15 protein-coding genes are annotated in these 14856 nt (G+C 41.4%); 7 read left to right on the top strand and 8 right to left on the bottom strand.

Annotated elements, in window-relative coordinates:
* A partial coding sequence (locus T408_RS0108430; RefSeq protein ID WP_028118987.1) for an IS3 family transposase occupies nt 1-293 on the top strand: 293 nt, incomplete at its 5' end.
* Between the two features lie 86 nt (nt 294-379).
* On the opposite strand, the gene T408_RS0108425 is transcribed toward T408_RS0108430, so the two are convergent.
* The 3 genes from T408_RS0108425 to T408_RS0108415 form a co-directional block, all read right to left on the bottom strand.
* The gene (locus tag T408_RS0108425; protein WP_028119537.1) at nt 380-1210 is read right to left on the bottom strand and encodes an exodeoxyribonuclease III; all 831 of its coding nucleotides are present in this window, start codon (nt 1208-1210) and stop codon (nt 380-382) included.
* A 68-nt stretch (nt 1211-1278) separates the two neighbouring features.
* Nucleotides 1279-2631 carry a Trk system potassium transporter TrkA gene (gene trkA, locus T408_RS0108420; RefSeq protein WP_028119536.1) on the bottom strand — a complete coding sequence of 451 codons (1353 nt, stop codon included), beginning with the start codon at nt 2629-2631 and terminating at the stop codon, nt 1279-1281.
* An 8-nt stretch (nt 2632-2639) separates the two neighbouring features.
* The gene (locus T408_RS0108415) at nt 2640-4091 is read right to left on the bottom strand and encodes a TrkH family potassium uptake protein (RefSeq protein ID WP_028119535.1); all 1452 of its coding nucleotides are present in this window, start codon (nt 4089-4091) and stop codon (nt 2640-2642) included.
* 229 nt (nt 4092-4320) lie between these two features.
* On the opposite strand from T408_RS0108415, the gene T408_RS11845 reads away from it, so the two are divergent.
* From T408_RS11845 to T408_RS0108390, 5 genes are all read left to right on the top strand, one after another.
* Entirely contained in the window at nt 4321-5229 is a 909-nt protein-coding gene (locus T408_RS11845; RefSeq protein ID WP_051444856.1) for a C39 family peptidase, read from the top strand.
* Between the two features lie 252 nt (nt 5230-5481).
* A complete protein-coding gene (locus tag T408_RS0108405; RefSeq protein WP_028119534.1) occupies nt 5482-6228 on the top strand; it encodes an ABC transporter permease in 747 nt (248 codons plus the stop codon).
* Nucleotides 6229-6230: 2 nt separating this feature from the next.
* Nucleotides 6231-7217 (top strand): ABC transporter substrate-binding protein, encoded by a 987-nt coding sequence (locus tag T408_RS0108400; RefSeq protein WP_028119533.1) that lies wholly within the window; start codon nt 6231-6233, stop codon nt 7215-7217.
* An 8-nt stretch (nt 7218-7225) separates the two neighbouring features.
* Nucleotides 7226-7960 (top strand): ABC transporter ATP-binding protein, encoded by a 735-nt coding sequence (locus tag T408_RS0108395; protein ID WP_028119532.1) that lies wholly within the window; start codon nt 7226-7228, stop codon nt 7958-7960.
* Complete coding sequence (locus T408_RS0108390) at nt 7920-8690, top strand: TatD family hydrolase (RefSeq protein WP_028119531.1); 771 nt, start codon at nt 7920-7922, stop codon at nt 8688-8690. Before T408_RS0108395 ends, T408_RS0108390 begins: the two co-directional genes overlap by 41 nt.
* Before the next feature lie 64 nt (nt 8691-8754).
* Here the strand turns inward: T408_RS0108390 and T408_RS0108385 are convergent, their stop codons facing one another.
* The 5 genes from T408_RS0108385 to T408_RS11295 form a co-directional block, all read right to left on the bottom strand.
* Entirely contained in the window at nt 8755-9609 is an 855-nt protein-coding gene (locus T408_RS0108385; RefSeq protein ID WP_035420474.1) for a glutathione S-transferase C-terminal domain-containing protein, read from the bottom strand.
* Nucleotides 9610-9774: 165 nt separating this feature from the next.
* Complete coding sequence (locus tag T408_RS0108380; RefSeq protein ID WP_028119529.1) at nt 9775-10962, bottom strand: M20 metallopeptidase family protein; 1188 nt, start codon at nt 10960-10962, stop codon at nt 9775-9777.
* A gap of 159 nt (nt 10963-11121) precedes the next feature.
* Entirely contained in the window at nt 11122-13050 is a 1929-nt protein-coding gene (locus tag T408_RS0108375; RefSeq protein ID WP_028119528.1) for a heavy metal translocating P-type ATPase, read from the bottom strand.
* 124 nt (nt 13051-13174) lie between these two features.
* Complete coding sequence (locus T408_RS0108370) at nt 13175-13495, bottom strand: putative heavy metal-binding protein (protein WP_028119527.1); 321 nt, start codon at nt 13493-13495, stop codon at nt 13175-13177.
* A gap of 24 nt (nt 13496-13519) precedes the next feature.
* Nucleotides 13520-14407, bottom strand: a complete 888-nt coding sequence (locus T408_RS11295) for a sensor histidine kinase (protein ID WP_051444855.1) — start codon at nt 14405-14407, stop codon at nt 13520-13522.
* Nucleotides 14408-14645: 238 nt separating this feature from the next.
* On the opposite strand from T408_RS11295, the gene T408_RS0108360 reads away from it, so the two are divergent.
* On the top strand, nt 14646-14856 hold a 211-nt coding region (locus T408_RS0108360; protein ID WP_028119259.1), incomplete at its 3' end, for a helix-turn-helix domain-containing protein.

The raw sequence follows: 14856 nt of genomic DNA, 5'->3' as shown, positions 1-14856 counted from the left end.
GTGATCAGGGGTTTCATTATCAAAATTGGCAATGGACTGATAAATTAAAGGATAATAAGATATATCAGAGTATGTCCCGCAAGGGAAATTGCTTAGATAACGCAGCCATGGAAAATTTCTTCGGTCTACTTAAGCAAGAAATGTACTATGGAGAAGAAAGAGTCTCATTTGACGAACTCGAGAAAAGAATCAATAATTATATTCACTACTATAATCACAAGCGAGTTAAACAAAAATTGAGTGGCCTATCTCCAGTTGATTACCGAAAACAGGACACTCAATACGTTGCCTAAGTATTCAATTATAAACTCCAACTTTTGGGGGTCACATCAGCCGCGGTTCAGGGTTGAAGGATCTTTTTTAGGCTTCTAGCTAGCCATTATAACGGCTCTATTTCCAATAAGATCGGTGTATGATCCTGTCTAGTTCCTGAATCGATCATATCTGATTCGACCACCTGGTCCTTGATTCGATCACTGACTAAGAAATAATCAATTCTCCAACCAGAATTATTAATTTTGCTGGTCTTCACTCGTTGAGCCCACCAAGTATAGCGTCCTTCTACGTCTCCGTGTAGGTGGCGGAAGGTATCCGTGAAACCTCTAGCTAATAGCTGAGTAAAGCCATGCCGTTCTTCATCTGTAAATCCAGCAGAACGACGATTAGATTCAGGATGAGCTAGGTCAATTTCATGGTGAGCAACATTAAAGTCCCCTGTAGCAACCACTGGTTTCACCTTGTCTAAGGACTCTAAGTAATCGGCATATTTGATATCCCATAGTTGACGATCTTCTAAGCGGGCCAAGGCATTACCTGCATTGGGGGTATACACTTGGGTGAAGTAGAAGTCAGGAAATTCCAGGGTAATAATCCGCCCTTCTGCATCCATGGTGGAAGGGGCCCCAATCTCAGGAAGGCTAACAAGTGGATCTAAGCCTTTACGGTACAGAACCATATTACCTGCATACCCCTTACGAGCCGGTTCTCTGGAAGAGACCCAAGCATAGTCATAATCACTGAACCAAGAGGCGAGATGCTCTTGATGTTTCTTAGTCGGACCCTTGCTAGACAACTTGGTCTCTTGAATAGCAATAATATCCGGTTGATAATGGTTGATAGTCTCAAGTACCTGTCTAGATAATTGGGCCCGATTAGAATCACTAGTCAAGGCCGCATTTAGCGAATCAATATTCCACGAAATAAATTTCATTTTACGGTCTCACTCCTTACTCATCTAAGGCTAATCGAAATGTTTTTGATTAGCAAGTTTTTTGCTGATTAGGCAATCAGTTGATTAATATCGTGTACCGCTTTCTGCTTGGTGACAATAACTACGGTGTCTCCGACTAAGATTTGATCCTCGCCCCCTGGAAAGATCAATTGATCTTGACGCAGGATCCCTGCCATTAGGGTGTGATCTTTAAGTTGTAAGTCTTTGAGAGGCCGGTTGGTAATCGGTGACTCCCGGAGCACCTTAAATTCCAAGGCCTCAGCTGCTCCTCCTACGATCTTATGCAAGTTCTCAACGGCAGAATCCTTAGTAGCTATCAAGCTCCTAACTTTACGGATAATCCGCTCAGACACCAGGTGTTTAGGTGTAATTAAGCTCTCAAGTCCCATATGAGCAATCGGCTTGAGTAAGTATGGGCGGTCCACCTTAGCAATGACTTTTCTAACTTTTTGTGAATGGGCGAATAATGAAATAAGTATATTCTCTTCATCAGCTAGAGATAAGCTAACTACTGCATCATAGGTTTCAAGACCTTCTTCAATCAATAAATCCTGGTCAGTCTCATCACCATGGATTACTTCAACATTTGGATAAGCTTCAGCTATTTTAATAGCCCGCTGGTGATCACGTTCAATCAATTTGACGGTCATGCGGGGTTGATTGAGCTGGGCTAGCAAATAATGACTAATATTACCGCCACCAATAATAAGAATTCGCCGGCATGGTCGGCTATTGGCTCTTATTTTCTTATAGAAATTCTTCAAGTCATCCGGCATACCTGTCACAAAGACATTGTCATCCACTTGAATGTGATCAGTCCCTTGGGGAATAATGACCTCTGAATCACGCTCAATAGCACAAACTAGGACCCTACCATCAAAAATATCGGTCAAATCCACTAGTGATCGATTAGCCAAAGGACTATTCTTGTCAACGGTAATCTCCACTAATTGCGCGCGGCGTTTAAGTAGCTTGTCAATACTATTAGCTGAAGGGAAACGAAGAATTTGACGAATCAAGGTTGCGGCATCTTGTTCAGGATTAATAATCTCAGCGACGCCCAAGGACTCCTTCAGAAATTGAATATCCTCATAATATTTAGGATCTCTAACTCGAGCATAGACATGATCAACTCCTAGATTCTGGGCTAAGAGCGAGGCTATGATATTACTTTCATCTGAATTGGTAACTGCAATGAAGACATCGGCAGACTCAACTTCAGCCTCACGCAAAACATTGATACTTACAGCCGAACCAATAATTCCTTGAATATCGTACTTGGAATAATTACTATTCAAAATTTCTTCATTAGGATCGATCAAGGTGATGTCGGTTGATTCCCATAATGAATCAACAATCGCCTCTCCGACTTGGCCAGCCCCACAAATAACTATTTTCATATTCTACCTCAATGACTTTCTTTCCAAACACTTGGCATCAATAACATTAGCACCGGATATATCTCCAACCGTCCCGCAATCATTACAAAAGTTAAGACCATTTTGGAAATAGGTGTAAAGGAGGCAAAACTCCCAGTGGGCCCTACCAGACCCATACCCGGACCAATATTGTTAATAGTTGCAGAAACGGCACTAAAGGCGGTCATAAAGTCATTTTGCGACACAGAGACTAGTAAGACTGCCATCACAAAGATCAATAAGTAAACCGCTAAGTAGATAAAGACTGACAACAAGTAATTAGGCTCTAGTGTCTGTCCATCCACTCGAATGGGGATAATCCGGCGTGGATTCACTGACCGCCGAATTTCTGCCTTGAGTGTCTTCAAGTAGATGAGGACACGGGATACTTTAATACCTCCTGCTGTCGACCCTGCCATGGCCCCTGTAAACATGATAATTAGCAAGACAATATGTGAAAATAAGGGCCAGGCACCAAAGTCAGCAGTCGCATAACCTGTTGTAGAGATGATAGTCGTTACCGTAAAGAAAGCATCACGGAACAAATGCTCCAATGATCGGTAATCAGGGTACAGGTTCATCATAATAAGGCCTGTTGACAAGGCAACAATCACTAAAAATAAACGCAACTCTTCGTTGGCCCAAACCTTACGAAAATGTTTTTTTAGAAGTAAATAATATAAGTTAAAGTTAACCCCAAAGATAACCATTGCCACTGCTAAGATATATTCAGCTAGCGGATTATTAAAGGCCCCGACACTCTGCGCTTTATTTGAAAAACCCCCTGTGCCTGCAGCCCCAAAAGCATGAATAATCGCATCAAATGGCTTCATACCAGAACATATTAGTAAAAGAATTAAAACTAGCGTCATAACCAAATACATACCATACAAAATCTGTGCACTTGTGCGATTCTTAGCCGACAACTTACCAAATTCTGGACCTGGAACTTCTGCGCGCATAATATTAACCGAACCTTGCCCTAATTCAGACAAAATAGCAAAAGCAAACATGAGAACACCCATCCCACCAATTAAATGGGAAAAAGACCGCCAAAATAGCATCGACTGGCTTAAGGCTTCCACGTCAGTCAAGATACTAGCTCCAGTCGTAGTGAAACCTGAAGCCATTTCGAAAGTGGCATCAATCACAGAAGGAATTTCCCCTGCCAACACAAATGGCAGACCACCAAAGAAGGCTAATAAAAACCAAGCCAAGGCGGTCACTGCAAAACCTTCCTTTAATGTATATTGGGGGCTTTGGGGCATCAGCATGCGTAACAAAAAGCCTATTACTAGTAAAACCCCTATTGTTATCACAAATGAATAGATAACACTTGAAGAATCTTGATAATAAAGACCTACAAAGATGGGAACCAAGAGGAGAATGGCCTCCAACCACATGATGTAACCCAAAGTACCAAAAACTATTCGTTTATTCATTTATCCTTTGCCTCACTTGTCAAAGATTACAATACTCTATAAAATACCGCACCTATCATAACGCACTTCAAGTCAAATGAACAGACCCTGATAGCTATGAATCCGCTTAACTTAAGCAAGATGGTCCAGTCTTTTCAAATTATTATTCAATAAAAATTAAAACATTTATATTTTATGGCCTCTTGACATCTGTTATAATAATATTCATTAGAATTATAAGGAGCCCCATATGAAATCAAAGCATAAGAATTACCTTATACTTGGCTTGTCGGTCACATTGATCGTCTTGGCAGCCAGTAGTATTATTTGGTTATTCACTAATATCAACCGGTCCACAATTCAAGAAGAATTAGTAGTTGAAGATTCAGCAGAGTCTGTTGTTGAAGAGCCCCTACTACCCAGTCATGAAGAAGCCCTCAAACAATTCAGCTTCAATGATCCTGACAAGGTCGCTACCCTTCAAAAAGTCGCTACAGCTAAATACCGAGGTGATATTCTTCCCCACCAAGAAGAAATTGTTAAAGAAATCGAAAAAAATAAACTTAAAATTGAAAACTTAGGCTATGCCTATTTTCCAAGCCATCCCATGGAGTTCACTCCGGTTGTGGAGTCGGCTCGGCAGATTAATGTACCATTGATGCTACAATCTGATCCGCGTTGGGCTAAGCTAGATTATGGTCCAACAGATGAAGATAATATGCGTCTAGCTGGCTGTGCCCTGGTTTCTCTAGCTATGGTAGATGCTGGCTTCAATAACCCTCAAACTACCCCTGTTGATATTTTAAACTGGAGCAAGGATGATTATTGGGTAGATGAAGCGGGAACCTCTTGGCAAATATTCCCTGATTTTGCCAAAGCATTCAATTACACCTACAAGGACCACGGCAATGATCTTGAATCAGCCCTAGAGGCTATCGACCGTGGCGAAATTGTCGTCGCCTCGGTTGATCCTGGATACATTACACCTGTCGGTCATATCTTGGTAATTCGAGGGTACGACCCAGTCAATAAGACTGTCTATCTGAATGATCCTAATGATAATCCTAAGAATATGTTTTCACTTCAAGCTTTATCAGAGGACTACTTGTTAGATGAAGCTATCAATTATTGGTCATTCGGACAAAAACAAGCCTCATAATAGCATAGAGCTTCCGATATGTTTTGGAGCATTTTGATAATTCCCTTGCCTTTTTTGAGGAAAGAGCGTATGATGAACCTACAATTAAATAGTCTATTTCTGGGGATGTCGTATCCGGCACGAGAGTAGGTAGTTAGCAGCCTTTACCCACCGAACCTGTCAGTTAATACTGTTGTAGGGAGCAAATAATCAATTCGCGTGGTGGAGAGTCCTAGACTTTCCACCCTTTTTTTGTTGGGAGGGATCTCTTATTTGAAGAAAAGTTTATATACAGCATTAAGTCTAATTTTATTATTACTAATCTGGCAAGTGGCTGTGACACTCTTACAAGTGCCAGATTATATCTTACCCGGTCCTGGACAGGTGGGCCAAACCTTACTGGCTAATGATGCTAGCTTTTACCAGCATGTCTGGACAACGTGTTTGGAAGCTATAATAGGGCTTACGATTGCTTGCTTGACGGCCTTTATCACTGCATTAGTGATGGACCGTTTTCAACCCATTAATCACTTGCTCTATCCCCTACTGGTCGTGTCACAAACAATACCAACCATGGTTCTAGCTCCACTGTTAAGTTTATGGTTTGGCTTTGAGATGACCCCCAAGATTATCTTAGTTGTTTTATCAAGCTACTTCCCGATTGTCATTGGCTTTGTCGATCGGATGAAGCAAGTCTCAAGCGACCAGGTTAGCTTTCTGGCTACCTTAGGCGCCACTAACTGGCATATCTACCGCTTACTCAAGATTCCTTACGGTATGGTTGGTTTCTTCTCAGGCTTGAAGATTGCCAGTTCCTACTGTGTGGGTGGAGCGATTATTGGTGAGTGGATTAGCGCTGAATCTGGCTTGGGTTATTACATGATTCGGGCGCAGAACAGCTTTGCTACTGATCGAGTCTTTGCCTCGATTGTCTGGGTGATAATCTTAAGTTTGACCTTTAATACGGTCGCTCGTTGTCTGGAGTATCTCTATTATCAATTACTGAAAGGAAGTCATTAATAATGAAACCCAAACGTCTTCTATCACTTCTAACTGTCTTGACAATTTTAATGTGTCTTCTACCAGCTGGACTCATTAAAGCTGAAGAGTTACAGACCTTAACTCTAATGCTTGATTATGTTCCTAATACCAACCATACAGGTATCTATTGGGCCTTGGAAAAGGGGTACTATCAAGAAGCAGGTATCGACCTCAAAATTATCGAACCCGGCAATGACCTTACTAGTATCAATGCAGTAGCTAGTGGTCAAGCCCAACTTGGCGTCAGCTACCAAGAGGACTTAACCTACGCCCACGCCAACAATGAAACAATCGGCGTTAAAGCTATTGCCACTATCATGAAGGAGAACACATCAGGCTTTGCTAGTTTGAAAGACAGTGGCATTCAAAGTCCGGCTGATTTTGAAGGAAAGGTCTATGCTGGTTGGCAATCACCTAGTGAAGAAGCCATACTGAAAGAGAGTATGAAGCTAGCTGGTGCTGACCCAGATCAACTAAAAATCGTTGGAGCCAGCGGGCAAGGACCACGCGGACTAGGTAAACAGTACGATATCCAATGGTACTTTGAAGCTTGGGATAACGTTAAAGCGGAATTGGACGGCATTGAATTAAATTATATGCCCCTTAAGGCGATTGATCCACGCTTGAATTATTATACGCCAATTATTGTTGCCCAAGATAAATTAATAGATGAAGATCCCGACTTGGTCAAAAAATTTATCCAAGCCACCAAGAAAGGTTATCAAGAGACCATGGCTCATCCTCAAGAAGCGGGCGAATTGATGGCTAACCGTCTCAAAGAATACGACCGTGATTTCATCTTAAAATCCCAAGAAATTGCTTCTAAACTCTACACTGATCAAGCAGACCAGTGGGGACAGATGGAAGCTTCAGTGTGGGATGGGTATACTGATTTCATGCTTGAACATCAATTAATCGACAAAAAAGTCGACAGCCAGGCTCTGTTTACCAATGACTTACTTAACTGAGGTCAAGTATGAGTGTAGAAATAAAGCAAGCCAATCTTAGTCTAGGGGGACGCTTGGTATTAGACCAAATTAACCTGAAAGTTCAAGCAGGAGAATTCCTGTCGATCCTAGGACCTTCTGGAGCGGGTAAGTCTAGTCTCCTGAAGGCTATGGCTGGTATACTTTCCCTGGATAATGGCGAAATAGTTGTTGATGGCAAAAAAGTAACATCACTCAATACTTACTTCTCTTATATGCCTCAAGAAGCGATGCTCTTGGACTGGTTAACCGTTAGCCAAAACATCACCCTCTACCAGAGTATCAACCAGATTCCTGTTGATCAAAGTGAATTAATGGAAATGCTTGAGATGGCCGGTTTAATAGAGTTCAAAGAGGCCATGCCCCATGAACTATCAGGTGGGATGCGACATCGGGTGGCGTTTCTAAGAACCTTAATGAATCCCTCCAAGTATTTACTTTTGGATGAGCCACTAGGCGCATTGGATGCTATGACTCGTAACTTGATGCAAGATTGGTTATTAGAACTATTGGATCATTATCCACGAACCACTATTCTCGTCACCCATGATATTGATGAGGCCATCTATTTATCGGACCGAATCTGCCTGTTAAGCCAACGACCTGCTCAAGTTGAAAGAATCTATAACATAGATACCAACAAGCGGAGCCGACAATGGATAGCTGGACAAGGAGCCTTACGTAATGACATTTACCAACAACTACAAGCCAACTCCTATTTGTGATAGCCACCTTCATTTGGGGGCTAGTCATTTGTTAGCTGATTACTTAGCTAACCATCAAATTATGAGCCTCATCAATTGTCAAAATAAGAATGAGTGGATCCTCAACCATTCACTCTTTGAAGAAACAGAAGCTCCTGTCTTCTTCTCCTACGGCAACCATCCCTGGGAGGCGGATGAAATTGACCAACATCCTCTTGAATACTTCCAAGAGGCAGATGTCATCGGAGAAATCGGTCTGGACTTACCATGGACAGACCTTGATCTGGATGTTCAACTTAGGAGTTTTTACAAGCAATTGGCACTGGCTCATCAACTAGAAAAACCTGTGATCCTCCATACAAAAGGATATGAAGATTTGATCTTAGACATTATTCATGACTACCCCAACCGTTATTATGTTCATTGGTTTTCCAGTTCGAACTTAACAACCTTGAAGTCTTATCTTGATTTCGGTGTCTACCTAAGTGTCGGTCCGGATATTACTTCTAATCCCGCCGTCCAGCAAGTTGCTAAACAAACACCGAGTGATCGATTATTGATTGAAAGTGATGGTCTGGATGCCATCATCTGGGCCCAGTCTCATACCAGCCAAGCCTTAGATGAAGTCAGTTTCTATCAACAAGCGATGAGATCGAATATAAACGCTCTAGCCAAGATCAGGCAAGTAGCACCTGATCAATTAGTCAGTCAGCTACATAAGAATCTACGTGAATTTATCGGGCAGTATTAATCCATAAAAAGAACTCCAAACAAGTATTCTTTTGAGAATCTTGTTTGGAGCTCTTTTTTCATTTCTAGGCATCCCACTCTTTTAATTGAGGGCCAGCAGGTAGGACTTCACGTCCAAAATAATCACGGCCGTTCTTACCTAAATAAGAACCTTGGCGTATCGCCTCAATGTGGGTGGAATCTTTGAAGGCTGGAATTTGGTAGAGTTTCTGTAAATAAGCCCATAAATTCGGATAATCTTGTAAGCGGTGTTTATTTAAGCCAAATGATGGATAAAATAAAGGTTCAAAACGAACCAGTGGTGTATATAAGACCACATCTGCTAGGGTTAAGGATGATCCCATTAAATATTCTTGGCTAGCCAGACGCTCATCAATTTCTTCTAGAATTCCGAAGAAAGTATCTGAGTGCTGATCATAACTCTCCTGGTCTTCTGCTCGTAAGACGCCATAAGGACTAGCCATCACCTCGCTACCAATCCGGCTAAACCATTCATCAATCTCTGCTCGTTGGTCTTCTGGGTAAAGATCTGGAGCTCCAGGTTGATGCAAGGGTTCAAAGCGGGTGGCAAAATCTTTGATAATATCTAAGGACTCTTGATTAACGACCTGCTTACTGGCAACATCCACTAGTACTGGAACCGAATAAGGTCCGTCATAGTCAGGGTTGGTATTTTTGTATAATTCACTGACGTATTCAACTTCTAAGACTGGATCTTGACCTTCAGGATCCTGAGAAAAGTCCCAAATCTTATCTGTCTTAATGGGACCAGTCACCCCTAATGAGATGACTTCTTCAAGTCCCAATAAACTTCTAGTAATATCTGTCCGTTGAGCAAAAGGACAAGTTTGACTGATTACCAGACGGTATTTATTAGCTTCAACTGGGTAATCATAATCTTTCTGATATACGGTTGTCATCACTACACACTCCTTTAAATTAATTCCCCTTTATTGTCGCAAGGATAAGGTTTAATCACAAGCGATTCGCTCACTAGCATTCAAGCTAACCTACAAGTGACACCTGCTCATTCTATTTAATAATAAAACCACCGCTTTATTTAAAGCGGTGGAATAGGCAGCTACTTATTTATTGTCACGCAACCAGTTTGTAGCAGCTGTTGCCATGGTTGCAGATCCAACCACTAAGGCTTCTTCATTAAATTGAACTTCCGGATGGTGAACGGCAAAGGTTTCACCCTTATCGTTAGGTAATGGACAACCAACGAAGAAGTAGCAAGATTCTGGTAATTTGCTGGCGATATGTGCATAGTCTTCGGAAGCTAGGAAGCTACCAATTTCTTTGACCTCATATTCTGATCCGATAGCTTCTTTGGCTGAAGCAAGTACTTGCTCTGTTATTTCTTCTGTGTTAATCAAGGCTGGAACATCGGCCATCACTTCAAATTCAGTTTCGGCTCTAAATGCCTTACCAATGTGTTCAACGATTTCAGGTAAACGTTTAGCCACATGTTCAGCTGAATCTGGGTAAAGTGAACGAGAAGTTCCTTCCAAAATTACTGTGTCCGGTATAACATTGATCGCTCCACCTGGCGCTTGGAAACTACCCATTGATAATGAAGCCCCACGATTAGATGGTAATTCACGGGCCAAGATCCCATTGGCTGCATTGATAATTTGACTAGCAACAAACACTGGGTCAACCCCCATATGAGGCATGGCACCGTGAGCTCCAACACCCTTCACTGTAATCTTGAAGTTTAAAGCGGAAGCCAAGGCTTCGTTGTGAGCCACTTCAATATCTACTTTCTCAGCTACAGGCCACATATGTAAGGCCATCCCAGCATCAGGGGCAGCTTTATCTAGGAACCCTTCTTCTATCATAACTCGACCGCCATTAAGTGTTTCTTCTGCTGGTTGGAAGAGGAAGCGAATTTCTCCTTCTAATTGGTCTTCCTTTTCTTTTAACATTTTTAGAACCATTAATAAAGTTGTGGTATGCATATCATGGCCACAAAGGTGACCATTTTCATTTTTGGATACGAAGTCATGCTTGGATTTTTCCGTGATTGGCAAGGCATCCATATCCGCACGAAGTAATAATGTCTTACCCTTCGAAGAGTCACCAAGGGTTCCAGTAATGCCATCGCTGTCACCGACCATGGTATATTCAATGCCAAACTCATCCAATTTAGCCTTAACTGCTTTGACCGTTTCCGGTAATTCAAAACCGATTTCCGGATTTTCGTGTAACTGACGACGGAAAGCTACCGCCGGTTCAAATAATTCACGCGCTCTTTCAAGATAAGACATGTTAACATTCCTCCTAAATTATTCAATTGTTTCAACAGATTAATTATACTCCTATTTTAATAATTGTCTAATCAGACATCTTTATTAGACTCACAGGAACAGTAGCTTACTAAGAGAAAATCCTTCTAGTTAATAGATCATTAACTAGAAGGATAAAAACTAATTTCTTAATAATCGAAGACCGTTGGCAATTACTACTAAGGTAGACCCCTCATGGATAATAACCGATAAGACCATATCCGATAGACCCAAGAAACTGACAGTAATAAGGAAAACAACAACAAGTAACGCGAAGATAATGTTTTGCCATATAACTCGGTTCATCTTTTGAGCAGTCTGATGAGCATACACCAGGTGGCCTAGATCGTCCTGCATTAAGACCAGGTCAGAAACTTCCACTGCTACATCCGTTCCATGCCCCATCGCTGTCCCGATATCCGCTTGCACTAAAGCGGGTGCATCGTTAACTCCATCACCCACCATGGCAGTTAGACCAAAACGATCCTGTTGGTCCTTGATATAGTTAGATTTATCCTCTGGTAGGACATTTGCAATCACTTCTTGAAGACCTAACTGATGTCCCACTGCTTCAGCAGCCCCCTGAGCATCCCCAGAAATCAAGGTGGTATGAATACCGGCTTCATTGAAATAGCGAATCGCTTCTTTGGCATTTTCCTTAGGAAGATCCATCATTGAGATCACCCCAATGACTTCCTGGTCACGAGCAACATATACTGAGGTCTTGCCTTCACTGGACCATTGGTCCGCTCGGCTTGATATTTGTTTATCTACTCCTTGGTAGAGACTTGGCTTACCAATGCTATATTCATGCCCTTGATAATGACTCACCAAGCCCTTACCGATCTTATTATCAACTTCTAAATCAAATGTTTGATAATCTGTAAAATAATTCATTATAGCTCGAGCCAACGGATGATTGGATTGGGCTTCCATCGAAACTACAATCGGTAAAACCTCCGTCTCATCAACTGAACCAGTAAAGTAATAATCTGTTACTTCTGGCTTACCATAAGTTAAAGTACCTGTCTTATCAAAGGCAATGGCATCCAATTCCGCTAATTGGGATATAAAGTGTGATCCCTTTGATAAGATACCATGTTTAGCCAGATTAGAGGTTGCAGATAAAGAAGCAGAAATCGTTGCAGCAGCTAGAGCACAGGGGGAAGCAGAGACTAAGATCGTCAAGCCACGATCGAAAGCCTGCTGCCAAGACCAATCAAATAGGACCGGCATCAATAACATAAATGCGATCACACCAACTAAAACAATATTGACATAGGTCGGCTCATATTTTTTGATTTTGCTACCAATAATGGTTTGATTGTTTTTATTCTGGTTAACCAACTTCAAGATATTAGCAAATACCGTGTCTTGATTATCTTTAGTGACTTCTAAAACAATGGTTCCTGTTCCATTAATAGTTGATGCAAAAACCTCATCCCCGACCGTCTTTTCCTTGGGAATACTCTCTCCATTAATTGAAGATTCGTCAATACTGGTGTTCCCGGAGAGAATCTTACCATCAATGGGTACTTGACCTCCGTTGAGAACTTGAACTTGATCGCCTACTTGTAAATCCTCAACCGGGACTACTTCGATACTGCCATCGTCTTTGACTAGACGAGCTTGATTGGGGTTCATCTCCATCAACTTGGAAATCTCACGCTGAGACCGTCCCTGAGCATAGTCTTCCAAGAAGTGAGCGCCCGCAAAAATCAAAATCAAGAGGGCTCCTTCCCAATATTCACCTAATAGGCAGGCACCTATCGCTGCTAGTCCCATCAATAGGTGGGAGTTGGGTCTGAAAGTTCCTGATTGTTTCGATTGCTTAATTGTATCTGATACGCCTTCAATAAATACAGCATGATAGCCTGATAAAATCATAGCGGTAATAAACAAGAATGGTTTAATCGAATTAACACTATCCGGCAAGATTAAACCTATAATAGCTAGTGTCAATCCAATGGCATAAGCAATCACTGGTGCTTTGCCGTGACTATGAGTATGTTCGTGACCATGGTCCTGGCTATGTTCATGATCGTGATGGGTGTGTTGCTTATTAGACATGATAATCCCCCTCTTAAATGATTTATATTTCATATGAATATATATTCATTATAGATCTTATTAAAATTTTGTCAAGTCTATAAACAAAATAAGCTGGTGATTCTACTAATCACCAGCTTAAAAATTAAGTTAAGCCAACAGCCGTCCCTGAACAAGTAACCATTAACATCCCGTTATCGGCACCCAATACTTCATAATCCATCTTGACGCCTACTACGGCATCGGCACCTAATTCTAACGCACGCTGTTCCATTTCTTTAAGGGCCTCTTCTCTTGCTAGAGTTAGCTCATTCTCGTAACCTTGGGACCGTCCACCAAAGATATTACGCAGTCCCGCTCCCATATCTTTAAACATATTAATCCCAGTAATTACTTCTCCAAATACAATTCCTCGGTAATCAACGATCTGTCTTCCATCAACTTGACCCGTAGTCGTCATAATCATATTAATCGTCCTTTCTGATATTTCTTACCAAATAATCTCAACAATAAAACAATCTGCTTCCATGTGTGCTTCAACCTGGTGGCCAAGTTGTTGACATAAATCTTTGACAATAGACAAACCGAGGCCACTATTCTTGTAATTTCGTTTACCAGATCCCGTATAATGTTTTTCGAAGATTCTCTCCACTTCAAGCGTTTCTATATCCTTCACTTGATTTTGAATTCTTGTGATGATTGCACCCGCTTGCTGCTTATGGCTGATCTCAGTTCGTCCTTGACCATGTTGGATAAAATTTGCAATTAAATTCGCATAAATACGGTCAACACCTGCCAACTCAGTAACCACTGCTTGTGTCTCTTCGATACTCACTTGCAGATCCATTCCATGGTTAATGATCTGTTTATAGGAGGCAGCGAGCGCCTCTTCCAGTCGAAGATTCAAGTGAACAGCTTCTAGATGATAGGTAACTCCACCCGTCTCTAGCTTGGATAAGAAGAAGAGTGACTGAATCAACTGATTAAGAAATCGCGTTCGTTCCTGAATAGTTGCCAAGTAACGATGCTGATCTACTTGTGACAGTCCTGGTTGGTCTAATAATTCCAAATACCCACTAATGGCTGTTAGAGGAGTCCTTAAGTCATGAGATAAACTAGCCAACTGACTTCTTAATTCATGTGCTTGCTGTTGATCCTTGCTTAGCTCCTCTTGGTATAAATCCAATAACCGATTCAAATCAATGACTAAATTCGCCCATGTCAAATTACCGTGATCTAAGGTCAAGCGCCGAATCGAATAGGGTTCCTGAAGAATCCCTTGGATTTGCTGATGAAGAGACTTTGACTCTCGCTTGAACCAATAATAAGCCAGTGCAAAACCTAGACTCATCCCCAGTATCAAAACAAAAAATAACATGGCTCCTCCTGCATCATTTTATTTCACGTCTAGCAAATAATAAATAACCTAAGCCTATAAATAACAAACAATAGGTTAATGATAAAGGTACATTCACTAACGCCTCTCCCTTACTTTCATAAAAAGTCATCGCATTAATAAAAGATAGATTGTAAAATTAATTGCGACAAACAAGAAAACCCATAACAGGTTCGTGTAAAATGTTAGTAACCACAAAAACACACACGGAGGACCTGTTATGAGCTACAAACATCTTACCATAGAAGACCGTTCAAAAATAGAAGTACTTTATCATGAGGGCTATACAGCTAGTCAAATTGCTCAAGCCATTGGGCGACACCGCTCAACAATTTATCGTGAACTTAAACGTGTTCAATCAGCTAGTTATGATGCCCAACTGGCTCAAGATAACGCCACTGAACATAAATCTCTTAAAGGACGTCGTCCTA

It is taken from the genome of Hutsoniella sourekii ATCC 700629 (genome assembly GCF_000518205.1).
Lineage (GTDB): Bacteria > Bacillota > Bacilli > Lactobacillales > Aerococcaceae > Hutsoniella > Hutsoniella sourekii.
The sequence above is the reverse complement of the archived record's forward strand: the minus strand, read 5'-3'. Positions and strand labels throughout refer to the sequence as shown.

Excerpts from the sequence above, each read along its gene's own strand:
- T408_RS0108400 (WP_028119533.1), top strand. The coding sequence starts at position 6,231 with ATGAAACCCAAACGTCTTCTATCACTTCTAACTGTCTTGACAATTTTA.
- T408_RS0108395 (WP_028119532.1), top strand. The coding sequence starts at position 7,226 with ATGAGTGTAGAAATAAAGCAAGCCAATCTTAGTCTAGGGGGACGCTTG.
- T408_RS11845 (WP_051444856.1), top strand. The coding sequence starts at position 4,321 with ATGAAATCAAAGCATAAGAATTACCTTATACTTGGCTTGTCGGTCACA.
- T408_RS0108390 (WP_028119531.1), top strand. The coding sequence starts at position 7,920 with ATGACATTTACCAACAACTACAAGCCAACTCCTATTTGTGATAGCCAC.
- trkA (WP_028119536.1), bottom strand. The coding sequence starts at position 2,631 with ATGAAAATAGTTATTTGTGGGGCTGGCCAAGTCGGAGAGGCGATTGTT.
- T408_RS0108375 (WP_028119528.1), bottom strand. The coding sequence starts at position 13,050 with ATGTCTAATAAGCAACACACCCATCACGATCATGAACATAGCCAGGAC.
- T408_RS0108425 (WP_028119537.1), bottom strand. The coding sequence starts at position 1,210 with ATGAAATTTATTTCGTGGAATATTGATTCGCTAAATGCGGCCTTGACT.
- T408_RS0108385 (WP_035420474.1), bottom strand. The coding sequence starts at position 9,609 with ATGACAACCGTATATCAGAAAGATTATGATTACCCAGTTGAAGCTAAT.
- T408_RS0108380 (WP_028119529.1), bottom strand. The coding sequence starts at position 10,962 with ATGTCTTATCTTGAAAGAGCGCGTGAATTATTTGAACCGGCGGTAGCT.
- T408_RS0108370 (WP_028119527.1), bottom strand. The coding sequence starts at position 13,495 with ATGATTATGACGACTACGGGTCAAGTTGATGGAAGACAGATCGTTGAT.
- T408_RS0108415 (WP_028119535.1), bottom strand. The coding sequence starts at position 4,091 with ATGAATAAACGAATAGTTTTTGGTACTTTGGGTTACATCATGTGGTTG.
- T408_RS11295 (WP_051444855.1), bottom strand. The coding sequence starts at position 14,407 with ATGTTATTTTTTGTTTTGATACTGGGGATGAGTCTAGGTTTTGCACTG.